Consider the following 25454-nt stretch of genomic DNA (forward strand, 5'->3'; position numbering starts at 1 on the left):
TCACCTCCTGGGGAGCAGCAAAGAACGGTGCCAGTCATAAAACGCGGGCAGCACGGCACGCAGTACCCGAAAGGCCGATATTCCCCCGCGAACGGTGCCGATACGGACGAGCTCATGCTCCGGAGCGTCCACGATCACCCGGACGGCCGCAACCGGGCGGTCCGCGCCCCCCGGGGCGCTCCCGCCCCGGGTCGCGGTCCAGAGGGTCGCGGCCGATTCCATGTCGACCCCGATGGCGCCCTCGGCGCGCAGCCGGCCGCGCTCCTGGCCCCGGACGACGTGGTCGGACCCGGTCAGTGCGCCGAGGTGTACGGTCCGGCCGGGTACGGCCCGGGCCAGTGCCTCGGCGAGCAGGGCACTGCCGGCGCAGGCGACCGTGCCGCGCGGGTCCCGGGTCTCCTCGGCGACGATCAGGTCGCCGGGGCTCATGCCGGGCAGCAGCCCGGCGCAGAATCCGGTGGCGAGCACCGCGGCGCCGTGCAGCGCCGGCTCGGCCAGCTTCCGGCCCACGGCGCGTTCGGCCGCGCGGGGGCCCATCCCGGTGCGCAGGACCTCGTACCGCTCGGGCGCGCCCCGGTCCCGGCCGCTGCGCAGGGCCGTGCGCTCGATGCGCAGCGCGCAGGCGATCAGCAGCGGCGGCGGTGCCACGGCCGGGCCGTCGCTCATACGGTCTCCCCGGGGGACGGGGCCGCGAACGGGAGGGCTGCCGGACCCGTGTACCGGCCGCCCGGGCCGAACGGTTCTCCGTACAGGTAGCGGCCGAGGGCGGTGAGCGGGAAGACCTGCCGGTACAGGTGGTAGTTGATGGAGAAGTCCCAGGGGAAGCCGGTCCCGGTGAAGTACGGCTCGTCCCAGGTGCCGTCCGCGTGCTGGGTGGAGACGAGGTACTCGACCCCCCGTTCCACGGACCGCGCGTCGCGCTCCCCCGCCGACAGCAGGGCCATCAGCGCCCACGCCGTCTGCGAGGGCGTAGAGACGCCCTTCCCGGCCCAGGACGGGTCCTTGTAGGAACGCTGGTCCTCGCCCCATCCCCCGTCCTGGTTCTGTACGGATTCCAGCCAGTGCACGGCCCGCCGGATCGAGGGGTGCGAGCGGGCGAAGCCGGCGGCAGTCAGGGCCGGGACCACCGAGCCGGTGCCGTAGACGTAGTTGGTGCCCCAGCGGCCGAACCAGCCGCCGTTAGGGTCCTGTTCGGCGAGGAGCCAGGCGATGCCGCGGCGGGTGCGCGCGTCGCCCGCCCGGCCCTCCACGGCGAGCATCTCCACGACGTGGGCGGTGACATCGGCCGACGGCGGGTCGGTCACCTCGCCGAAGTCGCAGAAGGGCAGCTTGTTGGGATAGGGGCTGGTGTTGTCGGCGTCGAAGGCGCCCCAGGCGCCGTTCTTCGACTGCATGCCGAGGTTCCAGGACACTCCCCGGGCGATGGCGCCCTCCAAACGCGCCGGGTCGGGATGCTTGACGCGGCGCAGGGCGAGGACGACCTCGGCGGTGTCGTCGATATCGGGGTAGTTGTCGTTGTGGAACTCGAACGCCCAGCCGCCCGGGGCCAGTCCGGGGCGGCGCACGGCCCAGTCCCCGCTGCGGACGATCTCCTCGCCGAGCATCCAGTCGGCGGCCTTGACCAGGGCGGGGTGGTCGGGGCGCAGTCCCGCGTCGGCCAGCGCGATGGCCGCCAGGCAGGTGTCCCACACCGGGGACTGGCAGGCCTCGATCATGCGGGCACCGTCCGCGCGCCACACGGCGAACCGGTCCAGGGACTCCAGTCCGGCCTGCATCACCGGGTGATGGAGGTCGTAGCCGAGCAGGTGGAGGGCGATGACGGAGTACACGGCGGGCGGCTGGATGCCGCCCCAGCAGCCGTCGTTCTCCTGCCGGTCCACGATCCAGCGGCCGGCGCTCGCCATGGCCGCCGCGCGCAGCCGGCGCGGGGCGAACCGGCGGTAGACGTGCAGCGCCCTGTCCATCCGCTGGAAGGCGCCGTCCCAACTGGCCATCGGCGCGAGCCGCTTCGCCGGGTACGGGGTCCGCGCGTCGGTGTGCAGCTCGTCCAGGGCGAAGGGGGCCGGGCGGACCGGGCGCAGTGCGGAGACCACCGTGAGCGGGACGATCGTCTGCCGGGCCCAGCAGCCGAAGTCGTAGATGTTCAGCGGTACCCAGGGTGGCAGGAAGAGCAGTTCGGGCGGGAGTTCGGGCAGGTGGTCCCAGCTCCACCAGCCGAACAGCGCCAGCCAGATGCGGGTGAAGACGCGGGCGCCCGCGAGTCCCCCGTGGGCCCGGATCCACGCCGAGGCGCGGGCCATGTGCGGGGCGCCCGGATCGTCTCCGGCGAGGCGCAGGGCCACGTAGGCCTCGATGGTGGCGGACAGGTCGCAGGGGCCGCCGTGGAAGGTGGCCCAGGTGCCGTCGTCCTGCTGCTCTCCGCGGATGAACTGGGCCGCGGCCCGGGTGGTGGGCTCGTCCCGGATCCCGAGGAACTGGCGCAGCAGCAGGTCCTCGGCGTCCATGGTGACGTTGGTCTCCAGGTCGCCCTTCCACCAGCCGGCCTCGTCCTGCCGGTCCAGCAGGTCCCGGACCGCCCGGTCGACGGTCTCCCGCACCCCGCGCAGCCGGGCGGGGCCGGGGTCCGGCGGCCCGGCGGCCTCGGTGTCGTGGCGGTCGGCGCCGCAGGCATTGGCGCCGCCGTCGGTCGTCGCAGTCATGGCTTCCCCTTCGCGTGCAGTGTCCTCTGCTGTCCTGGGGTTCGCCGTCGGCCGGTACTACTGGCAGGCAGTACCGGCCGGCGACTGGCGATTCATATGCGCGTACGGGTGGCGATCACCTCTTGCGCACGACGACGAAGTCGGCGAGCGCCACGAGCTGGTCGCGCACCCGCTGGTCCATGTCCACGTCGTCGAGGGCCTTGATGGCGATCTCGTACTGGCGGCGCGCCTCGTCGGCGGTCCACCGGCGGCCGCCGGCGGCCTCGATCAGCGCCGCGCGGGCCGCGAACTCCTCCTCGGAGAAGTTCTCGAAGTCGTTGCTCTTGGCGTCGGCGGCGAGCAGTTCGGCGAGTTCCTCGCAGGCCGGTCCGCCGGCGGCGAGGGCGGCGACCACGGGCAGCGACTTCTTGCGCTGGCGCAGGTCGCTCCAGGTCTGCTTGCCGGTGGACTCCGGGTCGCCCCAGATGCCGAGGAGGTCGTCGACGGCCTGGAAGGCGAGGCCGAGGTGGTAGCCGTACTCCTCCAGCTTGTCGGCCGTACGGTCGTCCGCGCCGCCGAGCACGGCGCCGATGGAGACCGCGCAGGCGAGGAGGGCGCCGGTCTTGTTGCCCTCCATCTCCAGGCATTCCTCGACGCTGACGCTCTCGCGGTGCTCGTAGGAGATGTCCTGGGCCTGGCCGTCGATGAGCTTGCGGCTCGCGGTGGTCAGCCGGCGGGCCGCGCGGCCCGCCTCGACCGTGCCGAGCTCGAGGAGCACCTCGTTGGCCAGGGCGAACAGGGCGTCGCCGACCAGGATCGCGAGGGCGGGTCCGTGGACCTTCCACACCGTGTCGCGGTGGCGGCGCTGCTCGTCGCCATCCATCAGGTCGTCGTGCAGCAGCGAGAAGTTGTGGACGAGCTCGACCGCGACGGCTCCCGGGATGCCGACCTCGGCGGTGGCGCCGGCGGCCTCCGCCGAGAGCAGGGCGAGGGCGGGGCGGACGGCTTTGCCGCCGTCGCCGTCCGCCTTGTTGCCGTGGGCGTCGATCCAGCCGAAGTGGTAGGCGGCGACCGTGTTCATGGGCGCGGCGAGCCGGTCCACGGCGGCGCGGAGCACGGGCGTCGAGAGCGTACGGCCTCGTTCGAGGAGGGCGAGCGTGTCCGCCTTCTCCCCGCCGGCCGGGCCCGCACTGGCGTCCGTGTTCTCGACGGCCGGATTCCCCGGGTTCACTGGCTCTCCTCTGGTTCCTGTACGTACTGCGGTGCGTGGTGCTGCGGTGCGTGATGCTGCGCCGTTGGTACCGGTGGTGCCAGTGGTGCCCATGGCGCTGACATTGCCGGTGGTGGTCATACCGCCTCCTGCAAGGGGTGTTCGCGGTGGCGGCCCAGCGAGGCGAGCGCGGCATGGGCCGCGCTCAGTCCGCTGCGGACGGCGCCCTCCATGGTCGCGGGCCAACCCGTCGCGGTCCACGCACCGGCGAGGTAGAGCCCCGGCGTGTCGGTCCGGGTTCCGGGCCGCAGCCGTCCGACGCCGGGGGTGGGGGCGAAGGTCGCGGTGCGCTCCCGGGTGACGAAGAAGTCGCGCACCTTGGCTCCGCGGGCGGCGGGCAGCAGCCGTTCCAGCTCGGGCAGGTACTTCGCGCGCAGGACCGAGACGGGTTCGTCGATGTCCTCGTGGGCGGCCGACTGGGACAGCGCCAGGTACTGGCCGCCGTCGGGGAGTCCGGAGGAGTCGGTACGGTCGAAGACCCACTGGACCGGTGAGCCGAGGGCGGCGAAGAAGGGCTGCTTGAGCACCTTGGTGTCGTAGACGACGTGCACGTTGAGGATCGGCGCGGTGCCGATGTCGAGCAGTTTGTCGGGGTCGGCGAGGGCTCCGGCGGGCAGCAGCCCGTGCGCCTCGCGCTGCGGTACGGCGAGGACGACGGTGCCGGCGTCGAGTGACTCGCCCTCGGTGTCCACCCGCCAACCGCCTTCCGGCGTACGGGTGATGTCCGTGACCCGGGTGCGCAGTTCGGTGCGCACCCCGGCGGCGTCCAGGGCCTTGCGGGCGAGGGAGTCGTGCAGGTCGCCGAGCGGTACCCGGGCCCAGCCGATGTCGGACGCGCCGTTCTCGGAGAGCAGGCCCGTCTTGAAGACCATGGCGGCCAGGCCCAGCGAGGACTGCCCGGCGGTGGCGTTGAGGGTGGCGATGCCGATGAGGTCCCACAGCGCCTCGATGGTGCGCGGGGACTGGCCGTACCGGCCGAGCCAGGTCCCGAAGTCCAGACCGTCGAGCGCCGGGTCGGCGGGGTCGAGGCGGCGCAGCGCGAGAGCGGCGCGCCCGACGGACGCGCGTTCGGCGAGGGAGAGGTGCGGGTAGCGGGCCAGGGAGCCGGCCAGGTGCAGCGGCACGGGCAGGGCGCTGCGGCGCAGCCGGCCGAGCCGGGGGCCGCCGGGGTGGGCGACGTCGAGGACCGGTACGTCGAGGCGGTCCTGCAGGGGTGCCAGGTCCGCGCCTTCGACGCGGTCGAGGAACCACCGGTAGGCGGTGCAGCAGCGCAGGTAGACGTGCTGGCCGTTGTCGACGGTCAGCTCGCCGCGCTTGAAGGAGAACGCCAGGCCGCCGAGGCGGGGCCGGCCCTCCAGCAGGGTCACCCGCAGGCCCGCGTCGGCGAGTTCCAGCGCGGTGGTGACCCCGGCGAGCCCCCCGCCGACGACCACGGCGTGGTGCGCGCTCATGCGTCCTCCTCTGTCGCTCCCACAGACGCCTCCGGGCGCCCCGGGGTTGCTCCCGTTCGCCCGGCCGGCACGGTTCGCCGGCCCGCCGTCATCAGAGCCGCCTCCTGGCACGCTGGCGCGAGATGGTCCGCGCGTCCAGGCCGGAGAGGCCGCGGACGGCCACGTACGCCTTCTCGTGCGGCGGCAGCGAGACCCGGCCTCGGAGCACGGCCTGCGGCTCGCGCTCGATGCGGTCGAGGAGGCGCCGGTAGATGCCGGCCATGGCCGCGACGCAGGCGCCGCTGCGCCGGTCGAGCAGCGGCAGCAGCCGGTAGCCCTCCACGAACAGGGCGCGGGCGCGCCGGACTTCATGGTGGACCAGGCCTGCGAAGTCGGCGCCCGGGGACATCCGTTCGCTGTTGAAGCCTTCGGAGCAGCCGAACTTGGCGAGGTCCTCGGCGGGCAGGTAGGTGCGTCCGTTGCCCGCGTCCTCGCGAACGTCCCGCAGGATGTTGGTGAGTTGCAGGGCGAGGCCGAGGGTGTCGGCGTACTCGCCGGCCCGCTCCGCATCGCGTGCGTCGAGCCCGCCGGAGTGGGGGGCCGCGAACACTCCGAGCGAGAGCCGGCCGATGGCTCCGGCCACGCAGCGGCAGTAGACCTTGAGGTCGTCCCAGGTCTCGTAGGTTTCGCCGCGGACGTCCATCAGGACGCCGTCGATGAGTTCGTCGAGCCCTTCGAGCGGGATCGGGAAGCGGCGCGAGGCGTGTGCGAGGGCGACCGCGACCGGGTCGGTGTCGTCCTCGTCGATCTCCTCGGCGCGGATCCGGCCGAGCAGGGTGCGGGTCTCCTCCAGCCGGGTCGTCTTGACCTCGGGCGGCAGTGTGCCGTCGCCGATGTCGTCGACCCGCCGGGAAAAGGCGTACAGCGCGGACATCGCCTGCCGCTTGTCGGCGGGCAGTAGACGGATGCCGTAGGCGAAGTTGCGCGCCTGCGAGCCGGTCACGGCCTCGCAGTAGCTGTAGGCCGCGGAAATCGGTGCGGACATCGCAGCGGGCGCGCCCGGTGCGGACGCGTGTGTGGGGCCCTCCACGGTGGGGCTCACCCCTTTCTCGGCGCTGTGCGCAGGACGGCGGCCACCTCGCGGAGCAGGCCGCTCTTGGTGGGCTTGGGCGGGCCGGGAAGGACGTCGAAGCCGGCGGCGGTGACGGCTCGCAGGGCGGCGCGCCCTCCTCCCACGAAGCCCGCGAGGAGCAGTCGGAGCCTTCCGTGGACACTGCCCACGAGCGGCGTGCCTTCGTCGAGGAGCTCCCGCGCCCGTTCGGCTTCGAAGGCGATCAGGGCGCGTACGGACGCTCCCGCCGACGGGGCCTTCAGGTCGGCCTCGCTCACGTGGAAGCGGCGCATGTCCTCGCCCGGGAGGTAGATCCGGTCCCGGGCGAGGTCCTCGGTGACGTCCTGGAGGTGTTCGGCGATCTGCAGGGCGGTGCAGACGGCGTCGGAGCGGCGGATCCGCTCGGGGGTGCTGGTGCCGGTGAGGCCGAGTACGAGCCGGCCCACCGGGTTGGCGGAGAGCTCGCAGTAGCCGACGAGGTCGCCGTACGTGGCGTAGCGCGAGACCCGCTGGTCCTGGCGGTTGGCTTCGATGAGCCCGAGGAAGGGCTCGGGGGTCAGCGCGTGGGCGCGCACCACGGGCTGCAGAGCCAGCATCAGGGGGTGGCGCGGGGGGCCGTCGGTGCCGCCGAAGACGCGCCTGAGGTCCGCTTCGAAGGCGTCGAGCATCGCGGTCCGGTCGTCCGCGGCGGCGGGGTCCAGACCGAGCAGCACGGCGTCGTGGCCGCCGGGGGCGAGGTCTCCGTCGCCGATGTCGTCGACCAGGCGGGCGTACCCGTAGACCGCCATCAGGCCCTCGCGCCACGCGCGGGGCAGGAAGGCGGGGGCGACGGGGAAGTTCTCGGAGCTCGCCTTGCCGAGGGTGGCGGCGGCCGGTCGGGAGAGGGCGGAGGCGTCGGGCAGCTCGCGGGGCCGGGGACTGGTGCCGTGCCCCGGGGTCACCGCCCGCCGCCCGCGGCGGGGACGGCCGTCGTGCGTGGGGGCCGGAGAATTCCCGTAGCCATTGCCGTCACATCTCCCGTTCTACACTGCCAACCCAATACATCCCATTTCGGACACGCCGCCGGGTTTTCCCCGGGGCGTTCTGGGCCATTCACCTATGGGGGGAATCGCCCCCTCTTGCCCGCGATTGAGGACTGGCCCAGCTTACGCTGTACAACGGCACGGAGGCTCGACGGGTATTCACTCCGCCACCCCATGTCGCCCGCACGCCACCCGTGCGAATAACGGCCGCCGAGCACGGCGGGCATCCGTACGGCATGCGTCGGCCCCCGCCGCCGGACGCGGTGGGGGCCGTCGGTGGAAATCCGTCAGCCGGTCGCCTTCTCGTACGCCGCGACGACTTCCGCGGTGGGACCGTCCATCAGGAGTTCTCCGCGCTCCAGCCACAGCACCCGGTCACAGGTGTCGCGGATGGAGTTGTTGTTGTGGCTCACCAGGAAAACGGTGCCGGCCTTCTTGCGCAGTTCGCGGATGCGCGCCTCGGAACGCACCTGGAACTTCCGGTCACCGGTGGCGAGGGCCTCGTCGATCATCAGGACGTCGTGGTCCTTCGACGCCGCGATGGAGAAACGCAGGCGCGCCGCCATACCGGAGGAGTAGGTGCGCATCGGCAGTGAGATGAAGTCGCCCTTCTCGTTGATGCCGGAGAACTCGACGATGTCCTGGTAGCGCTCCCTGATCTGCTCGCGGCTCATGCCCATCGCGAGACCGCCGAGGACCACGTTGCGCTCGCCGGTGAGGTCGTTCATCAGCGCCGCGTTGACACCCAGCAGCGAGGGCTGGCCGTCGGTGTAGACCTTGCCCGACTCGCAGGGCAGAAGGCCCGCGATGGCGCGCAGCAGGGTGGACTTGCCGGAGCCGTTGGAGCCGATGACACCGATGGCCTCGCCCCGGTACGCCGTGAAGGAGACCCCGCGCACTGCGTGGACCCGGCGGACACCGGGTGAGTCGCCGCCCCGGCGGACGATCTTGCTGAGCGCCGCCGTGGCGCTGCCCTTGCCGGAGCTGCCGGTGTTGACGCGGTAGACGATGTGCACGTCGTCGGCGATGACGGTGGGGATATGCCCCTGGTTGTTCTCAGCCACGGCCGTAACGCTCCTCAGCCTTCCAGAAGTACACGAATCCGCCGAGGCCGATCAGGACCGCCCAGGCGACGGCGAAGGCCCAGACGTGCGGCGGCAGGTTCTCCCGGCCGTACCCGTCGATGAGTGCGAACCGGATCAGGTCCATGTAGATCGCGGCGGGGTTCCACTGCAGTGCGTCCGCGATCCACGAGGGCCTGCCCTTGAGCTGCTCGGTGATCGAGAACATGACGCCGGAGGCGTACATCCACGTACGCGTGACGAACGGCATGAGCTGCGCGAGGTCGGGGGTCTTGGAACCCATCCGGCCGAAGACCAGGGCGAGGCCGGTGTTGAAGGCGAACTGGAGGATCAGCGCCGGCACCACGAGCAGCCAGGACAGGCTCGGGTAATTACCGAAGGCGATCGTGACCACGAACACGACGACCATCGAGAACAGCAGCTGCTGGAGCTGCTGGAGCGAGAAGGAGATCGGCAGCGAGGCACGTGGGAAGTGCAGGGCGCGGACCAGGCCGATATTGGCCGGGATCGCCCTGACGCCCGCCATCAGCGAGCTCTGCGTGAAGGTGAAGACGAAGACACCGATCACGAGGAAGGGGATGTAGTCCTGCTTGTTGATGCCCTTGCCGGCGTCCAGGATCAGGCCGAAGATCAAGTAGTAGACCAGCGCGTTCAGCAGGGGGGTGGCCACCTGCCAGATCTGGCCGAGCTTCGCCTGGCTGTACTGGGCCATCAGTTTGGCCCGGGAGAACGCGATGATGAAGTGGCGTCGGTCCCAGAGCTGCCGTACGTATTCGGCCAGGCCCGGCCGGGCTCCGCTGACGGTCAGGCCGTACTTCCTGGCCAGGTCCGCGGAACTCAGCCCGGCGTCTTCGGACGGCGGGTTGCTCGTGGCGAGGGCGCCGTCCTGGGTTGTGTCACTCACAAGATGAAACTTTCCGTCTTCATGATGCGGCAGAAGGTGGCATCGGGCCTGAGTCGATCGGATCGTGATCGCGCCATGGTCTCAGACCCGGACGTGTCAGATGACAGGCGGTCTTCCCAGCCGGGTCAGCCGCCAGACCGTACGCCACTTCATGGGGCGCCGGGGACCGCAGGAGGTCGTCCAGCCCTCCTTGAACCCCCCGAACCAGGCCTTGAGCGCGGGTCCCGAAGGCTTGCGCAAGAGCGTCAGCACAAGCCAGACGCCCACGTAGACCGGGACCAGCGGTGCGGGCAGGTTGCGGCGGGCGAGCCACACCCGGTTGCGAGCCACCATACGGTGGTAGACCGCGTGCCGGGAGGGAGCGGTGGCGGGGTGCAGAAGCACCATGTCCGCGCGGTAGTCGATCAGCCACCCGGCGTCGAGCGCCCGCCAGGCCAGGTCGGTCTCCTCGTGCGCGTAGAAGAACTGCCCCGGCAGGTCGCCGACCTGCTCGAACACCTTCGTGCGGACGGCGTTGGCGCCGCCCAGGAAGGTGGTGACGCGCGAGGAGCGCATCGGGTCGGAGGCCCTCAGCCGGGGTACGTGCCGGCGCTGGGTCTCGCCGGTCTGCGGATCGGCGATCCGGAAGCTGACGATGCCCAGCTCCGGGTCCTCGGCGAAGGCCTGGCGGCACAGCTCGGCGGTGTCGGTGCGCTCCAGCAGCCCGTCGTCGTCCAGGAAGAGGAGGACGTCCACGTCGAAACCGTCGGCGCCCGGGGTACGGAACGCTTCGATGCCCACGTTGCGGCCGCCGGGGATGCCCAGGTTCTCGGGCAGCTCCACGGTGCGCACGCCGGCCGCCGGGTCCGCCAGGCCGGTGAGCCGCACGCCCTGGCCCACGACGACCACCTCGACCGGGGCCCCGACCTGCCGGGCCACGGAGTCGAGGAGCGCCTTGAGCTCGTCCGGGCGGTTGCCCATGGTGATGATGACGGCGCCCAGCCGCAGGGGCGCAGTCACTTGAGCCTGCTGGAGGCCAGGACCGACACCAGGTGCAGCACCGTCTGCAGCAGTGCGATGCCGGCGAGCACCGCGACGCCGAGGCGGGAGAAGTACAGGTCGCCGCGGACCTGGTCCAGGACGGCCAGCACCAGGATGAGCATCGAGGCCTCGATGCCGAGGACCAGGCGGTGGAACTTGAATGCGGCGGCGGCCCGGCGGGCGAGCGCCATGCCGGACGAGCGGGGCGTGGCCGCCGCGTCCTGGACCACGGGCTTGCCGGCCTGGTGGCGGGCGACGCCGACCAGGTCGGTCTCGGCCTTGATCAGGATCGCGCCGAGCGCCGCGAGGGTGCCCAGGAAGGCCCACAGCCAGTCGATGCGCCCGGTGCCCCACAGGTCGGAGGCGCGCAGGCCGAAGCCGACCAGCACCGCCGCGTCGCACAGGTAGGCGCCGACCCGGTCCAGGTAGACCCCGGACAGCGAGAACTGCTTCTTCCAGCGGGCGACCTCGCCGTCGACGCAGTCGAGCAGCAGGTACATCTGTACCGCCACCACGCCGAGGACGGCGCCCCAGATGCCCGGCACCAGCAGGGCCGGGGCGGCGAGGACGCCGGCGAGGGTCATCACGTAGGTCAGCTGGTTCGGCGTGACCTTGGTGGTGACCAGGAAGCGGGTGATGCGCAGGGAGATCTCGCGCATGTAGAGGCGCCCGCCCCAGTGCTCACCGCTGACCCTGTCCTTGACCCCTGCGGGGTGAACGACGGGGCGGAGTTCAGCTACGGATGGTCTTGGCATAGTCGGAGTAAGCGTCCCTGATCTCGACTGCGGACAGGTTGAGGTGCTCCAGGATCGTGAACCGTCCCGGACGGGTCTGGGGGGCGTACTCGACGGCCGCGACGAACTCGTCCACGCTGAACCCGATCTCCTCGGGCAGCACGGGCAGGCCGTGACCGCGCAGCACCCGGACGAAGAGCTCGGACTGCTCCTTGGCCCCCCGCAGGTGCATGGCGAAGGCCGCGCCGATGCCCACCTGCTCGCCGTGGAGCGCGGAGCGTCCCGGGTAGAGCAGGTCGAAGGCGTGGCTGATCTCGTGGCAGGCGCCGGACGAGGGGCGGGTGTCCCCGCTGATCGCCATGGCGATGCCCGAGAGGACGAGCGCCTCGGACAGCACGGTGAGGAACTCGTCGTCGCCGACCCCGCCGGGGTGGCGCAGTACGGACTCTCCGGCGGTACGGGCCATGGCGGCGGCCAGGCCGTCGACGGGCTCGCCGTTGAGGCGGTGCGAGAGCTCCCAGTCGGCGATGGCCGAGATGTTGGAGATCACGTCGCCGACGCCCGCGCGGACGAACCGCACCGGGGCCTCGCGGATCACGTCGAGGTCGACGACCATCGCGATCGGCATGGGCACTCCGTAGGAGCCCCGGCCGTTGTCGTTGTCCAGGATGGACACCGGCGAGCAGATGCCGTCGTGGGAGAGGTTGGTCGCGACGGCCACCATGGCCAGCCCGACCCGCGCCGCGGCGTACTTCGCCACGTCGATGATCTTGCCTCCGCCCAGGCCCACGACGGCGTCGTAGCGGCGGCCCTTTATGTCGTCGGCCAGCTTGACCGCGGAGTCGATGGTCCCGTCCACGACGGGGTACCAGTCGGCGTGCGGCAGCACGGACTCCAGCTTGGCGCGCAGCACCGCGCCGGAGCCGCCGCTGATGGCGATCGCGAGCTTGCCGGACGAGGAGACGCGCTGGTCGGCCAGGAGGCCGGCCAGATCGTCCATCGCGCCGCGGCTGATGTCGACGACGACGGGCGAGGGGATGAGCCTCGTCAGTACTGGCATGCGATCGTCCGGCCCTTGGCGAGGTCGTCGTGGTTGTCGATCTCGACCCACTTGATGTCACCGATGGGGGCCACGTCGATGGTGAAGCCGTCGTTGACGAGCTGCTGGTAGCCGTCCTCGTAGTAGAGGTCGGGGTCGCGCTCGAACGTGGTCTTCAGGGCCTCGGCCAGCGCCTCCGCGGCCTCCGGCTCGATGAGGGTGACGCCGATGTACTCGCCGGTCGCGGTGGCGGGGTCCATCAGCTTGGTGATCCGCTGGACGCCCTTGTCGCCGTCGGTGATGACCTTCATCTCCTCGTCGGCCAGGTTCTTGACCGTGTCGAGGGCGAGGATGATCTTCTGGCCGTTGCCGCGGGCGGCGAGCAGGGTCTTCTCGACGGAGACCGGGTGGACGGTGTCGCCGTTGGCGAGGATCACGCCCTGCTTGAGGACGTCACGAGCGCACCACAGGGAGTAGGCGTTGTTCCACTCCTCGGCCTTGTCGTTGTCGATCAGCGTGATCTTGACGCCGTACTTGGCCTCCAGGGCCTCCCGGCGCTCGTACACGGCTTCCTTGCGGTAGCCGACGACGATGGCGACCTCGGTGAGGCCGACCTCGGCGAAGTTGCCGAGCGTCAGGTCGAGGACCGTGATGCTTTCCTCGGCGCCTTCGGGGCCGACTGGCACGAGGGCCTTGGGCAGGGTGTCGGTGTACGGACGCAGCCGGCGTCCGGCTCCGGCAGCGAGGACGAGGCCGATCATGCTGGTTCTCCTTCGTCATGTACGGCGGGTGCCCCGGAGGACACCCAGAAGCGGATGCTCTCCAGGAGCACCACGAGTGCCACGAACACGGCGAGGGCCGTGAGCGCGACGGGGAAGTCCACGGCGCGCGACGCCAGGACGGAGGCCAGGACCGTGATCAACAGAACCCGGCCCTCGTGCCCGCCGATCGTCCGCACCAGCCAGTGCGGGGGCGCGCCGGTGCCACCGCGGATGCGGTAGACGGTGTCGTAGTGATGGTAGGCGACCGCCGCGACCAGTCCGAATGCCGCCGGAAGGGCCCCGGGGACGTCCGCCTTGGCCGCGAGGATCAGGACGGTGGTGTACTCGGCGGCCCGGAAGACGGGCGGCACGAGCCAGTCGAGCGCTCCCTTGAGGGGCCGGGCGACGGCCGCGCCGGCGAGTACGGCGTAGAACACGGCGGCGACGATCACCTGGCGGGCCCCGAACCCGTAGGCCCAGGCCGCCCACAGCAGCGCCGCCGAGCCGATCAGGGCGGCGACGATCCCGGCGCCGGGGGCCATCCGCCCCACCAGGCGGCCCGCGAGCTCGGCGACCGGGCCCGAATCCGCCAGGTCCGCCAGGGCCCGGGCGGCCCGGTCGGTCCGCTTCGCCTTGCGGGTCAGCGAGCGCAGGACCCGGCCGGCGGTGGTGTAGAGCGCTCCGAAGGCGCAGCCGACGAGCAGGGCGTAGAAGACGATCCGGGGGGTGGTCACGGCGGTCAGCACCGCGATCATGGCCCAGCGCTCGCCGATCGGGAGGATGATCATCCGCCGGACCCAGACCGTCCAGCCGACGCTGTCGAGCTTGACCGACAGGGCGGCGGTGGGGCTCCCGGAAGGAGAGGCCGCAGCGGCCGCTGCGTCGTGGTTGGCCTCGTTGAAGGCGAAGTCCACGACGTGCCGGCAGGTCATCAGGATCATGGCGCCGAGGGCCAGGGCCCATACGTCGTCGCCGTTCCTGGCCGCGCCGAGGGCGAGGCCCGCGTAGAAGGAGTACTCCTTCGCGCGGTCGAACGTGGCGTCGAGCCAGGCGCCCATCGTCGAGTACTGGAGCGAGTAGCGGGCGAGCTGCCCGTCCGTGCAGTCCAGGACGAAGGAGACGAGGAGCAGCACGCCGGCCGCCACGTAGCCCCAGCGGTCGCCGGTGGCGGCGCAGCCGGCCGCGATCAGCGCGGTGATCAGCGAGGCGGTGGTGACCTGGTTGGGGGTCAGTCCGCGGCGCGCGCACCAGCGGGCGATGTAGCGCGAGTACGGGCTGATGAAGAAGGTGGTGAAGAACCCGTCGCGGGACTTCACGGCGGTGCGCAGCCGCACGGCCTCGTCGTCGACGGCCGCGACGGCGGCGGCCGCCGCCGCGCGCTCGGCGGTGGTGGCGGGCACTGCGGCGACGAGGGTGCCCAGCTCGGGGCGGTGCACGGGGGTGCCGGCGGCCTCGACGGCGGCGGCGAGCCGGTCGGGGTACGGTCCGTTGCCCACGGGCGCGGACGCGTCGAGGGCGGCGGCCCGGTCCAGGTCGGCGCGGGCGCCGGGCTGGACGGCGAGGGCGCCGGTGACGGCGCAGACGTCGAACCGCGGGTCGGTCAGCGCGAGGCGCAGCGCGTGCACGTGCCCGACGAACTCTCCGTCCACGACGGCCACCCGCTGGTCGGCGGGTACGAGCGCCAGCGCGGCGGCGGTGTCCGACGGGGTGGCCGCGGGTCGGACCTCGAAGCCGAGCGAGCGCAGCTCGTCGGCGAGCGCTGATCCGGGCACCGGCAGGCCGGTAAGGATGACGGTCGGCAGACGAACTCACTCCTTGCACGCACACGGGTAACGCGCGCCGGGTGGGCCGGCGGCGCGTCGGCAGAGGCTATCGGATGAACGGAATCGGGGGTTCACCCCCTGTTTACGCCCCGATAAGCCGAAAATCACGGGCGCATGGGCCCTGTGCCGATCATCATTGACGATCGGCGGGAGCGATCACAAACCGCCCCTGGCGCAGCCGCTGTTAAAGTGGCCGCAGACGCGTACGAGTGCCGTCAAAGCGTCCTAATCGCCCGAATGTCACGCCGGACGTGACGAACGAAGGAAAGAGGTGGGGTTGATGACCGTCGCAGTCGTCGCCGCCCAGCGCAGCGGACTCCGGTTCATCCCTCTCTCCTTCCGGGCGTCCGGCCGGGTCTGATCACACCGATCACCCCCGTCGGCCGGAGCCCCCGTTCAAGGGTTCACGTTGACCGACCACACCGGTAACACCAACAACTCCCACACCACCGATTTCGACACCCAGAGCGACCTCTTTTTCGAGGCGTTCCTGGAGCTGCACCGCGGCCTGCCCCGGCAGTCCCCCGGCTCCGAGGCCACCACCCGCCACCTGCTGTCCCTGTGCGGACCGCTGCCCGAGCGGCCCCGCGTCCTGGACCTGGGCTGCGGCCCCGGCCCCAGCGCCCTGCTGCTCGCCGCCGAGGCGGGCGGCGGCGGGGCCGATGTCACCGCCGTCGATCTCCAGGACGGCTTCCTCGAGGAGCTCCGTGCGGCCGCCGCGGCCCGCGGGCTCACCGGCCGGGTCCGCGCCGTCAAGGCGGACATGGGCGACCTCACATGTCCGGACGGTTCCTTCGACCTCGTATGGGCCGAGGGCTCCGCCTACAACATCGGCTTCGCCACCGCGCTCGCACGGTGGAAGCGACTGCTCGCCCCCGGCGGCACCCTGGTGCTGAGCGAGTGCGAATGGACCGTCGAGGAACCCTCCGCCGGGGTCCGCGCCTTCTGGGACCCGCACTACGCGCTGCGCTCCACCGCCCGCAACCTGGCCGCCGTCCAGGCCGCCGGCTACCAGGTGCTCGGCGTCCACCGGCAGCCCGAGTCCGACTGGGCCGCCTACTACGGCCCCCTCGGCGAGCGGGCCGCCGGGGCGCCGGAACCCGCCGGGCCCGAGGCCGCGGCCGCGCTGGGCTTCGTACGCGAGGAGATCGACGTACGGGAGCGGTACGGGCACGAGTACGGATACACCGCCTACGTCCTGCGGCCGGTGACGGCCGGGGACGGCGGCGCCTGGCACGTGCGCCCCGAGGCGGCCGGGGACGCGGCCGCCGTGCACGCGGTGAACTCGGCGGCCTTCGAGACCCCGGCCGAGGCCGACCTCGTGGACGCACTGCGCGGGGACGGCTCCTGGCTGCCCGGCCTCTCCTACGTGGCCGAGGGCCCGGACGGGTCGGTCGCGGCGTACGCCCTGCTGACCCGGTGCGAGGTGGACGGGGTGGCGGCGCTCGCCCTCGCCCCGGTGGCCACCACTCCCGCGCTCCAGCGCTCGGGCGCCGGAAGCGCGGTCGTACGGGCGCTGCTCGCGGCGGCCGCGGCGCGCGGGGAGGGGCTGGTGCTCGTCCTCGGGCATCCCGCGTACTACCGGCGCTTCGGGTTCGCACCGGCTTCGCGCTTCGGGATCCGGGCACCCTTCGAGGTGCCCGACGAGGCGATGATGGCTCTGGTGCTCGACGACGCGGTGCCGGTTCCGACGGGCACGATCAAGTACCCCGCGCCGTTCGGGATCTGATGCACTGTCCGGTCCCAGGCCGGACGAACCGAACGCCCGGGACGGTCCGCTCCTCGTCGCTTATCACGCGGCGGGGGGCGGACATGCGCGGATCACCGAAGTGCGGGCAATCACCTTTTGTACGGCAGACTGAAAGCTGAAGTCCGAAGCGAAGGATGGGTATGCCGACCACACCAGCCACCGCCGCGAACAGTGCGACCACGGGCACCAGCGCTCAAGAACCGATCATGCTCGAACTGGTCGACGAGTCCGGCACCACCATCGGCACCGCGGAGAAACTCGCCGCTCATCAGGCGCCGGGTCAGCTGCACCGGGCGTTCTCCGTGTTCCTCTTCGACGAGCAGGGCCGGATGCTGCTCCAGCAGCGCGCCCTCGGGAAGTACCACTCCCCCGGCGTCTGGTCGAACACGTGCTGCGGCCACCCCTATCCCGGAGAGTCGCCGTTCGCGGCCGCGGCCCGGCGGACCCACGAGGAGCTGGGCCTCTCGCCCTCGCTGCTCGCGGAGGCGGGGACGGTGCGCTACAACCATCCGGACCCCGCGTCGGGGCTCGTGGAGCAGGAGTACAACCACCTGTTCGTGGGACTCGCGCAGGCTTCCGCGCGGCCGGATCCCGAAGAGATCTCGGACACCGCCTTCGTGACCGCCGAGGAACTCGCGAAGCGGCACGCCGAGGCCCCGTTCTCGGCCTGGTTCATGACCGTGCTGGACGCGGCCCGGCCCGCGATCCGCGAGCTGACGGGCGACGCGGCGGGCTGGTAGCGGCCCCCGCGGGCTCAGACCGCCGAGGTCGGGATGGCGGCGGGTGACGCGAGCGCCGCGTTGAGCGGCAGGGCCGCCCAGATCACCTTGCCGCCCGTAGAGGTGTGCTCCACGTCGCAGACCCCGCCTGCCTCCAGCGTGATCTCCCTGACGAGGAGGAGGCCCCGGCCGCCGGTCTGGCCGAAGTCGGCCTCCAGCGCCTTGGGGCGGTACGGGTGGTTGTCCTCGACCGCCACCCGTACCCACTCCCGGCCGATGGCCACTTCCACCGCGACCTCCGGCGAGAGCAGGGCCGCGTGGCGGACCGAGTTCGTCACCAGTTCGGAGACGATCAGCAGCAGGGAGTAGACCAGGTCCAGGTCGGCCGGCACCCCCTGGCGGCCGAGCAGGTCACGCACCGCGCGGCGGGCCTGCGGAACGGATTCTTCTACTGCGGGTGCCGTGAATCGCCACACCCCCTCGTACGCGAGGGGGGAGGCCTCGACCTCTGGCTCCTCCGCCTTGACTGGCGGGACGCTCCCGCTCACATCCATTTCCCGGCCCCCGTCTTCACGCTCGATCGTCTGCACACGTCAAGAGTGGGGACCGGACCGCTCCGGGCTGGACCGCTGACCAGAAGTCAGCATCAATCGGACACTTTCTGACCGCTGGCGTATGACAGAGTCAGTTGTTCGACCGTTCCTGATCTTCTGAGGGAAGCTTCTCGGCCGCCCGGGGCGTTTCGGCCACACCGACCCCCGCCCCCGCCGGCGTCACAGGAACCTCGTCGTCCCTGACCAAGCCCAGGATGCGGCGGGCTCCCATGCCCACGGCGATCAGACTCAGACCGTCGAACAGCAGCGCGAGGGAGAAGAACGCTCCGATCACGTACAGGCTGCTGCTGGGCCAATTGGAGAGGATCAGCAGGCCCAGCAGGATGCCGAAGGCGCCCTGGACCAGGGTCAGCCCGAGGTGCGCGCCGCGCACCACCACGGCGCCCGCCAGCCGGAACACCCCGCCGGTGAGGAACAGCAGCGCGGCGAACATGGTCAGTGCCTCCGCGCTCGCCTCCGGGCGGCGCAGGATCACGAAGCCGGCCGCCATGTTGATCGCGGCGACGATGACGGCGAGCCAGAAATAGTTGCTCTTGCGGGACTGGATCGCCTGGAGCAGCCCCACCACGCCGCCGGCCAGCAGCAGCCAGCCGAAGAGGAACATCGTGGTCAGGGTGGCGACGCCGGTGTAGACGAGGCCCACCAGCCCGGCCACCACCAAGAGCGCGCCTAGCAGTGCCATCAGCGCGAAACTGCGGCTGACCTTCTTCTTGTCGTCCTTCATGCCCTCGGGACCCTTGCGGTCCGCATGCTCGGCACTGTCTGCGCCCATGGACGCGCCACCTTTCAGCACCCCCCGCACGGCCCCCACTGCCTGCCGGTCCACCGATCTGCCGGGTACCGGTCTCTTGATCATAGGTTTCACCGCCCGGGATAGCATCCGGCGCATGGACGCAGCCCACGCCGCCGAGGCAACGCAGGCACCCCGCGGAGCCCTCCTCACCGACGTCTCCGACGGGGTCGCCACCGTCGTGATCTCGCACCCCGCCAAGCGCAACGCCATGACGGCCGCGATGTGGCGCGGGCTGCCGGAGCTGCTCGCCGGGCTCGCGGCGGATCCCGCCGTACGGGTACTGGTCCTCACGGGGGCCGGCGAGACCTTCTGCGCGGGGGCCGACATCTCCTCGCTGACCGGGGCCGAGGACCCGCAGGCCCTGGCCGTGGCAGCGGAGGAGGCGCTCGCCGCCTTCCCCAAGCCCACCCTGGCCGCGATCCGCGGGTTCTGCGTGGGCGGGGGCAGCCAGCTGGCCGCCGCCTGCGATCTGCGCTTCGCGGAGGAGGGGGCTTCCTTCGGGGTGACGCCGGCGAAGCTGGGCATCGTGTACCCGGCCTCGTCCACCCGGCGGCTCGCCTCCCTGGTGGGTCCGGCAGCCGCCAAGTACCTGCTCTTCTCCGCCCAGTTGATCGACGCGGAGCGGGCGCTGCGTACGGGACTGCTGGACGAGCTGCTGCCGGCGGGGCAGCTGTCGAAGCGGGTGGCCGAGTTCGCTCGGATCCTGGCCACGCGCTCACAGCTCACGCAGGCTTCGGCGAAGGAGTTCGCGGACGGCCGCACGGACCGGGACGCGTACTGGGCGGCGCAGGCGGCCGGAAGCGGAGACACCGCCGAGGGGGTCGCCGCCTTCCTGGAACGGCGCGCGCCCGCCTTCACCTGGACTCCGCCGACGGGGTGAGCGGGCCGAGCCGCGCGGCCTGCGAGCTCCCGCTGGCCCGGCCCGCGCCGGCCTTGCCCGCGCCGCCCCTCCCGTAAGCCCGGCGCCGTGCGCCCGCCCTCCCCGCTCCGGAGCCCGTCCTGTACCCCGTCGCCGCCGCATGCCTGTCCGTCGCCCTCCTCCTCGGGGTGCTGGCCTTCGCCGTACTGCGCCCGCGCGGACTGCCGGAGGCCGCGGCGGCCGTGCCCGCCGCCGGGGTGCTCGTCGAACTGGGCGTCGTACCGCCCGCCGACGCGTGGGCGCAGACCCGCGAGCTGCTGCCGGTGGTCGGCTTCCTCGCTGTCATCCTGGCGCTGGCCCGGCTCTGCGCCGACGAGGGGCTTTTCCAGGCCGCCGGGGCCGCGGTGGCCCGGCGGGCGGCGGGGCGCGGCCCGGTGGCGCTGCTCGGCGGGGTGTTCGCCGTCGCCTCCGTCGTCACCGCCGCGCTGAGCCTGGACGCGACCGTGGTGCTGCTGACCCCGGTGGTGCTGGCGACCGCCTCCCGGCTGGGGGCCCGGCCGCGCCCGCACGTCTACGCCACCGCGCACCTGGCGAACTCCGCCTCGCTCCTCCTGCCGGTCTCCAACCTCACCAATCTGCTCGCCTTCGCCGCGAGCGGGCTGTCCTTCACCCGGTTCGCGGCGCTGATGGCCTTGCCGTGGCTGGCGGCGATCGCAGTGGAGTACGCGGTGTTCCGCCGCTACTTCCGGACCGACCTGGCGGCCGCCCCGGAGCACGTCCCGGAAGCCGCGGAGCCGGCGCCGATGCCCTGGTTCGCGGCCGGTGTGCTCGCGCTGACCCTGGCCGGCTTCGCGCTCGCCTCCTTCGCGGGGGCCAGCCCCGCCTGGGCGGCGCTGGCGGGCACGCTGGTCCTCGCCGTACGGGCGCTGCGGCGCCGGGAAACCACTGCGGTGCGGATCCTGCGCTCGGCGGCGCCCGCCTTCTGCCTGTTCGTGCTGGCGCTGGGGGTGGTGGTGCGGGCGGTCGTGGACCACGGGCTCGGGGACGCACTGCAGCGGGTGACCCCGGCCGGGGATTCGCTGCCCGCGCTGCTCGCGGTGGCGGCGGTGGCCGCCGTGCTGGCCAACCTGATCAACAATCTGCCCGCGGTACTGGCCCTGCTCCCGGTGGCCTCGGCGGGTGGCGCGGGGCCGGTGCTGGCGGTGCTGATCGGGGTGAACATCGGGCCGAACCTGACCTACGCGGGCTCGCTGGCCACGCTGCTCTGGCGGCGGATCCTGCACGGCGACGGCGTCGGCGCGGATCTGGTGACGCTCCGGGACTTCACCCGGCTCGGGCTGCTGACCACCGTCCCGGCGCTCGCGGCGGCGGTGACGGCGCTGTGGGCGGCCCTTGGCCTCCTCGGTGCATGACCCGCCGCCTCGGTGCGTGACCGGCCGCCTCGGTGCGTGACCGGCCTCCTCGGTACGTGACCGGCCGCCCGGAACGCGGGGCGGGCGCCGGGGCGGGGCGGCGAGGGCGGGGGCGCGGATAGGATCGGCAGATCATGACTGCAACCCTCGTCGCCAAGAAGCTCACCGCCGCGCACGGTGAGCGCACGCTCTTCGCCGATCTCGACCTCGTCGTCGCGCCCGGCGACGTCATCGGCCTCGTCGGCGTCAACGGCGCCGGGAAGTCCACGCTGCTGCGGATGCTCGCCGGGCTGGACGCCCCCGAGACCGGTGAGGTGCGGCTCTCCCCGCCCACCGCCGCCGTCGGTCACCTCCCCCAGGAGCCGGAGCGGCGCCCCGGGGAGTCGGTCCGCGAGTTCCTGGCCCGGCGTACCGGGGTGGCCACGGCGCAGGCCGAACTCGACGCGGCGACGCAGGGCCTCGTGGACGGCGCGGCGGGCGCGGACGACGCGTACGCGGACGCCCTCGACCGGTGGCTGAACCTCGGCGGCGCCGACCTCGACGAGCGGGCCCAGGAGGTCGCCGACGACCTCGGGCTCGCGGTGGGACTCGACCTGCCGATGACCGCGCTGTCCGGCGGCCAGGCCGCCCGCGCCGGACTGGCCTCGCTCCTGCTGTCCCGCTACGACGTCTTCCTGCTCGACGAGCCGACCAACGACCTCGACCTCGACGGTCTGGAGCGCCTGGAGCAGTTCGTGAAGGGGCTGCGCGCCGGCACCGTCGTGATCAGCCACGACCGCGAGTTCCTCACGCGCACTGTCACCAAGGTCCTCGAACTCGACCTGGCCCAGCAGCAGATCAACCTCTACGGCGGCGGCTACGACGCCTACCTGGAGGAGCGCGAGCGGTCCCGCAGCCACGCCCGCGAGGAGTACGACGAGTACGCCGACAAGCGGTCCGCCCTGGAGGGCCGGGCCGCGATGCAGCGGGGCTGGATGGACAAGGGCGTCAAGAACGCCCGCCGCAAGGCCACCGACAACGACAAGATCGGCAAGAAGTTCCGCAGCGAGGCGAGCGAGAAGCAGGCCTCCAAGGCCCGCCAGACGCAGCGCGCGATCGAGCGGCTCGACGTGGTCGACGAACCGCGCAAGGAGTGGGATCTGCGCATGGAGATCGCCGCGGCCCCGCGCTCCGGCTCGGTGGTCGCCACCCTGCGCGAAGCCGCGGTCCAGCGCGGGGACTTCGGCTTCGGACCGGCGAGCCTGCAGATCGACTGGGCGGACCGGGTCGCCATCACCGGAGCCAACGGGGCCGGGAAGTCGACCCTGTTGGCCGTGCTCCTGGGCCGGCTCGCCCCGGACTCCGGCGCGGCCACCCTCGGTTCGGGTGTGCTGGTCGGCGAAGTGGACCAGGCTCGCGGCCTGTTCCTCGGCGACGAGCCGCTCATCGAGGCCTTCTGCGCCGCGGTGCCCGACACCGAGCCGGCCGACGTCCGCACCCTGCTCGCCAAGTTCGGCCTGAAGGCGGCGCACGTGACCCGTCCGGCGGCCACCCTCTCCCCCGGCGAGCGCACCCGGGCGGCCCTGGCGCTCCTCCAGGGGCGCGGGGTGAACCTGCTGGTGCTGGACGAGCCGACGAACCACCTCGACCTGCCGGCGATCGAGCAGCTGGAGTCCGCTCTGGAGGCCTACGAGGGCACCCTGCTGCTGGTCACCCACGACCGCCGGATGCTCGACGCGGTCCAGGTGACCCGCAGGCTGCACGTCGCCGGCGGCAAGGTCACCGAGCTCTGAGGCCCCCGCCCTGAGCCGACGGGGCACGCCCCGCACGGCGCGCCCGGAGCCCGCCGGCATGGACGAACGGGGGCCGGACCGGATCAGCCCACGTCCGCCGGGGGGCGCCGCTTGCGGGCCATCTTCCGGGCCACGAAGGTGCGCGGGAGGTGGCGGGCCGCGAAGGCGTACGCCTGGTAGCGCCGGCCGGTGATGCTCACGGGGCGGCGCCGGGCAAGGTCCTTCAGTGCCTGGGCCACGACGTCGCGCGGCTCGAGCCACACCGCGTCGCTCAGGGCGCTGACGTCCATCCCGGCGCGCTCCTGGAACTCGGTGCGGGTGAATCCCGGCACCACCGCCAGCACGCGGACCCCGTACGGCTCCATGTCCACGCGCAGCGACTCGCTGAAGGCCGTGATCCAGGCCTTCGCGGCGCCGTACGTCCCGGTCGGCAGCAGTCCGGCCACCGAGGAGATGTTGAGCACCGCGCCGCGGCGGCGCTCGCGCAGGCCCGGGAGCAGTGCGTGGGTGAGCCGGAGCGGCACCTTGACCAGCAGGTCGAGCATCCGCTCCTCGTCCTCGACCGGGCTGTACGGGAACGGCGCGGGGAGCCCGAAGCCCGCGTTGTTGACCAGGATGTCGACGGGCCGGGCCCGGTCGGCGAGCCGCTCGGCGACGGATCCGAGCCCGCCCGTGTCGAGCAGGTCGGCGGGCAACACCTCGCAGACGGCGCCGAATTCACGGCCGAGGTCCGCGGCGACCGCTTCGAGGCGGTCCTTGTCGCGGGCTACGAGGACGAGGTCGCAGCCCTTGGCGGCGAAGCCGCGGGCGAAGGCCGCGCCGAGTCCGGCGCTGGCCCCTGTGATCAGTACGGTGGTGGTCAAGAGACTTTCGCTTCCTGGCTGTCGAGCGGGGTGAAGCCTGTGATGGCCGGTGAGGTGTAGGCCCGGGCGACATCCACGAGGAAGCGGGCCTCGCCTTCCAGGTCACCACCCTCGGCCGAGGTCTGGAGGGCCGCGGGCAGTTCCAAGGCGCTCTCCTCGCTGCGCTGTTGCGGTCCCCCGGCCAGCTTCGCCTGCCGCGCCTCCTTCAGTACGCAGGCCAGCGCGGCGGCACTGGCCCGCGGTTCGGGGACTCCGCTGCCCGCCACGTGGCTGCGCGCGAGCTCCGGCACGCCCGGGGCTACGTACTCCCCCAGGATCAGGATGGCGTCGCGGGTCTCGATGACCTTGCGGTAGACGAGCAGGTTGCGCGGGACCGGCGGCCACAGCAGCTCCAGCACCCGGCCGGCGCGCGGCTTGTTGAGGGCGACGTGCGGGACGGCGTGCACCAGGTCGCGCCAGAGCGGCCACAGCCGCCAGGCGGTGGCGATGTCGGAGGCCGTACGGCGGAAGGTGAAGAGCGTCGGGACGAGGATCGCGGCGGCGCGGAGCAGGCCGTGCACGTTCATCAGCAGCGGGTTCGCGGGCATCGCCCAGGTGAATCCGAACAGCGCCTTGAGCAGGTACACGAACCAGAACACCCCGGCGAGCCCGGTGCCGAGGCCGAACAGCAGCAGTCCGGCGGCGAGGCCCCGGCTCTCGGCGCGGCGGCTGTAGCGCCAGCAGACGTACACGCAGATGGTGTTGGCGAGCAGGTGGGCGGAGATCAGCACCAGCCAGTACGCGAGGGAGGGCACCGGGTCGCCGACGGGCGGGATGGTGTGCGTGCCGTGGGCGGGCGCCGCCGTGTCCAGTACGACGAGGACACTCAGCCACAGGACCGTGCCTGCGCCGGAGGCGATCTGGAGCCGGCGGCCCCGGGTGGCGGCGGCCACGAAGTAGAGAACGGCGCCCGCCGAGAGGACGCCGATGAGGTTGCGCACCAGCCCGATGGTGTGTGCGTAGCCCGGATCGCGGCCCATGGCGTAGGCGACGACGTCGGGGAGGTTCAGGGTCATCGCAGCCGCGGCGGTGGCCACGGCGAGCCACAGGCCCCGCTGGTGCGGGGCACGCAGGGCGCCGGGCGCACGGAGCAGGACCGCGATCCAGAGGCCTATGACACTGGGGACGGCGAGCGCGTCGCCGAAGGCGATCAGATCAGAAGCCACGGTGGACCGGCCCCCGCCCACGGCGCTCGTAGCCCATCGCGGACTCCAGCCGGGCGAGCGTGTCCCGGCCCCCGGCTCCGTGGCCCAGGTGCGGGCCGCGGGTGCCCGTGCGGATGCGGATCATGCTGGCGAGCATCTCCGCCTCCCGCTCCTGGCGGGTGGTGTAGTTGGTGCGCCCGAGCACTGTGGGGACGGGCCCGTGCGCCCCGCCGGCGCCCAGGGGGGTCTCGTCGGGGGCTTCCAGGGAGTGGTGCCCGAAGAGGATGTGGCCGATCTCGTGGAGCACGATGTGCTCCCGGTGCAGCGGGGTGGTCTGGGCCTCGTAGAAGACGAAGTCCACGCTGGCGGTCCCGACCCACAGCCCGCACACTCCGGACTCGGCGGCCTCCTTGGGCAGCGGGTGGAGCCGGATGGGGCGGCCCCGTTGCTCGGCTATCCGCTCGCACAGTCCGTCCAGGGAGAACGGGTGCGTCAGTTCGAGACGGCCGAGAATCGCCTCGCACCGCTTGCGCAGACTGGGTTGAGGGTGGCGCATATTTTCCCTCTTCGGACCCTTTCTCGGGCAGCGATGATAGGCGTGCGTGGGCATGGGC

Annotated in this window: 23 protein-coding genes; 5 read left to right on the top strand and 18 right to left on the bottom strand. The window is 72.4% G+C overall.

What is annotated here, in order from left to right; all coding sequences use genetic code 11:
• From OTB20_RS31440 to OTB20_RS31500, 13 genes are all read right to left on the bottom strand, one after another.
• A complete protein-coding gene (locus tag OTB20_RS31440) occupies window positions 1-666 on the bottom strand; it encodes a 1-hydroxy-2-methyl-2-butenyl 4-diphosphate reductase (protein WP_267822717.1) in 666 nt (221 codons plus the stop codon).
• Window positions 663-2699, bottom strand: a complete 2037-nt coding sequence (gene shc, locus OTB20_RS31445; protein WP_267822719.1) for a squalene--hopene cyclase — start codon at window positions 2697-2699, stop codon at window positions 663-665. Before shc ends, OTB20_RS31440 begins: the two co-directional genes overlap by 4 nt.
• Before the next feature lie 115 nt (window positions 2700-2814).
• Window positions 2815-3909 carry a polyprenyl synthetase family protein gene (locus OTB20_RS31450; protein WP_267755260.1) on the bottom strand — a complete coding sequence of 365 codons (1095 nt, stop codon included), beginning with the start codon at window positions 3907-3909 and terminating at the stop codon, window positions 2815-2817.
• Between the two features lie 116 nt (window positions 3910-4025).
• On the bottom strand, window positions 4026-5399 hold the full coding sequence (hpnE, locus tag OTB20_RS31455; RefSeq protein ID WP_267822720.1) for a hydroxysqualene dehydroxylase HpnE: 1374 nt from the start codon (window positions 5397-5399) through the stop codon (window positions 4026-4028).
• Window positions 5400-5490: 91 nt separating this feature from the next.
• Window positions 5491-6423 carry a presqualene diphosphate synthase HpnD gene (gene hpnD, locus OTB20_RS31460; RefSeq protein WP_267822722.1) on the bottom strand — a complete coding sequence of 311 codons (933 nt, stop codon included), beginning with the start codon at window positions 6421-6423 and terminating at the stop codon, window positions 5491-5493.
• A 53-nt stretch (window positions 6424-6476) separates the two neighbouring features.
• Entirely contained in the window at window positions 6477-7391 is a 915-nt protein-coding gene (gene hpnC / locus OTB20_RS31465) for a squalene synthase HpnC (protein WP_267822774.1), read from the bottom strand.
• Between the two features lie 407 nt (window positions 7392-7798).
• Window positions 7799-8575, bottom strand: a complete 777-nt coding sequence (locus OTB20_RS31470; RefSeq protein WP_267822724.1) for an ABC transporter ATP-binding protein — start codon at window positions 8573-8575, stop codon at window positions 7799-7801.
• Window positions 8568-9497 carry an ABC transporter permease gene (locus tag OTB20_RS31475; RefSeq protein ID WP_267822726.1) on the bottom strand — a complete coding sequence of 310 codons (930 nt, stop codon included), beginning with the start codon at window positions 9495-9497 and terminating at the stop codon, window positions 8568-8570. The genes OTB20_RS31470 and OTB20_RS31475 overlap by 8 nt, the downstream gene beginning before the upstream one ends.
• 96 nt (window positions 9498-9593) lie before the next feature.
• On the bottom strand, window positions 9594-10457 hold the full coding sequence (locus OTB20_RS31480; protein WP_420716526.1) for a glycosyltransferase family 2 protein: 864 nt from the start codon (window positions 10455-10457) through the stop codon (window positions 9594-9596).
• Window positions 10458-10492: 35 nt separating this feature from the next.
• Complete coding sequence (locus OTB20_RS31485) at window positions 10493-11272, bottom strand: CDP-alcohol phosphatidyltransferase family protein (RefSeq protein ID WP_267755250.1); 780 nt, start codon at window positions 11270-11272, stop codon at window positions 10493-10495.
• Window positions 11250-12311: an iron-containing alcohol dehydrogenase family protein gene (locus tag OTB20_RS31490; RefSeq protein WP_267822730.1), complete on the bottom strand. Its 1062-nt coding sequence runs from the start codon at window positions 12309-12311 to the stop codon at window positions 11250-11252. Before OTB20_RS31490 ends, OTB20_RS31485 begins: the two co-directional genes overlap by 23 nt.
• Window positions 12299-13051, bottom strand: a complete 753-nt coding sequence (locus OTB20_RS31495; RefSeq protein ID WP_267822732.1) for a phosphocholine cytidylyltransferase family protein — start codon at window positions 13049-13051, stop codon at window positions 12299-12301. Before OTB20_RS31495 ends, OTB20_RS31490 begins: the two co-directional genes overlap by 13 nt.
• Complete coding sequence (locus tag OTB20_RS31500) at window positions 13048-14853, bottom strand: DUF5941 domain-containing protein (RefSeq protein WP_267822775.1); 1806 nt, start codon at window positions 14851-14853, stop codon at window positions 13048-13050. Before OTB20_RS31500 ends, OTB20_RS31495 begins: the two co-directional genes overlap by 4 nt.
• A gap of 511 nt (window positions 14854-15364) precedes the next feature.
• Between OTB20_RS31500 and OTB20_RS31505 the strand changes: the two genes are divergently transcribed.
• Both OTB20_RS31505 and idi read left to right on the top strand, forming a co-directional pair.
• Entirely contained in the window at window positions 15365-16603 is a 1239-nt protein-coding gene (locus OTB20_RS31505; protein WP_267822777.1) for a bifunctional class I SAM-dependent methyltransferase/N-acetyltransferase, read from the top strand.
• 161 nt (window positions 16604-16764) lie between these two features.
• Complete coding sequence (idi, locus tag OTB20_RS31510) at window positions 16765-17364, top strand: isopentenyl-diphosphate Delta-isomerase (RefSeq protein ID WP_267755244.1); 600 nt, start codon at window positions 16765-16767, stop codon at window positions 17362-17364.
• 14 nt (window positions 17365-17378) lie between these two features.
• Here the strand turns inward: idi and OTB20_RS31515 are convergent, their stop codons facing one another.
• Window positions 17379-17897 carry an ATP-binding protein gene (locus OTB20_RS31515; RefSeq protein ID WP_267822779.1) on the bottom strand — a complete coding sequence of 173 codons (519 nt, stop codon included), beginning with the start codon at window positions 17895-17897 and terminating at the stop codon, window positions 17379-17381.
• Between the two features lie 130 nt (window positions 17898-18027).
• Window positions 18028-18681 (bottom strand): HdeD family acid-resistance protein, encoded by a 654-nt coding sequence (locus OTB20_RS31520; protein WP_267822781.1) that lies wholly within the window; start codon window positions 18679-18681, stop codon window positions 18028-18030.
• Between the two features lie 163 nt (window positions 18682-18844).
• Here OTB20_RS31520 and OTB20_RS31525 point away from each other — a divergent pair, with 163 nt between their 5' ends.
• The 3 genes from OTB20_RS31525 to OTB20_RS31535 all read left to right on the top strand — a co-directional run bounded on the left by OTB20_RS31525 (window position 18845) and on the right by OTB20_RS31535 (window position 22793).
• Window positions 18845-19630 carry an enoyl-CoA hydratase/isomerase family protein gene (locus OTB20_RS31525; protein ID WP_267822734.1) on the top strand — a complete coding sequence of 262 codons (786 nt, stop codon included), beginning with the start codon at window positions 18845-18847 and terminating at the stop codon, window positions 19628-19630.
• Between the two features lie 167 nt (window positions 19631-19797).
• Window positions 19798-21021 (top strand): SLC13 family permease, encoded by a 1224-nt coding sequence (locus OTB20_RS31530; RefSeq protein WP_420716525.1) that lies wholly within the window; start codon window positions 19798-19800, stop codon window positions 21019-21021.
• Between the two features lie 134 nt (window positions 21022-21155).
• Window positions 21156-22793, top strand: a complete 1638-nt coding sequence (locus tag OTB20_RS31535; protein WP_267822736.1) for an ABC-F family ATP-binding cassette domain-containing protein — start codon at window positions 21156-21158, stop codon at window positions 22791-22793.
• A gap of 83 nt (window positions 22794-22876) precedes the next feature.
• Here OTB20_RS31535 and OTB20_RS31540 read toward each other — a convergent pair whose 3' ends face one another.
• The 3 genes from OTB20_RS31540 to OTB20_RS31550 are packed head-to-tail and all read right to left on the bottom strand — an operon-like array spanning window position 22877 to window position 25396.
• Window positions 22877-23656: an SDR family NAD(P)-dependent oxidoreductase gene (locus tag OTB20_RS31540; RefSeq protein ID WP_267822738.1), complete on the bottom strand. Its 780-nt coding sequence runs from the start codon at window positions 23654-23656 to the stop codon at window positions 22877-22879.
• Window positions 23653-24861 (bottom strand): MAB_1171c family putative transporter, encoded by a 1209-nt coding sequence (locus OTB20_RS31545; RefSeq protein ID WP_267822740.1) that lies wholly within the window; start codon window positions 24859-24861, stop codon window positions 23653-23655. The genes OTB20_RS31540 and OTB20_RS31545 overlap by 4 nt, the downstream gene beginning before the upstream one ends.
• On the bottom strand, window positions 24851-25396 hold the full coding sequence (locus OTB20_RS31550; protein ID WP_267822742.1) for a hypothetical protein: 546 nt from the start codon (window positions 25394-25396) through the stop codon (window positions 24851-24853). Before OTB20_RS31550 ends, OTB20_RS31545 begins: the two co-directional genes overlap by 11 nt.
• Between the last annotated feature and the right edge of the window lie 58 nt (window positions 25397-25454).

Source organism: Streptomyces sp. H27-H1, assembly GCF_026627445.1.
Taxonomy (GTDB): domain Bacteria; phylum Actinomycetota; class Actinomycetes; order Streptomycetales; family Streptomycetaceae; genus Streptomyces.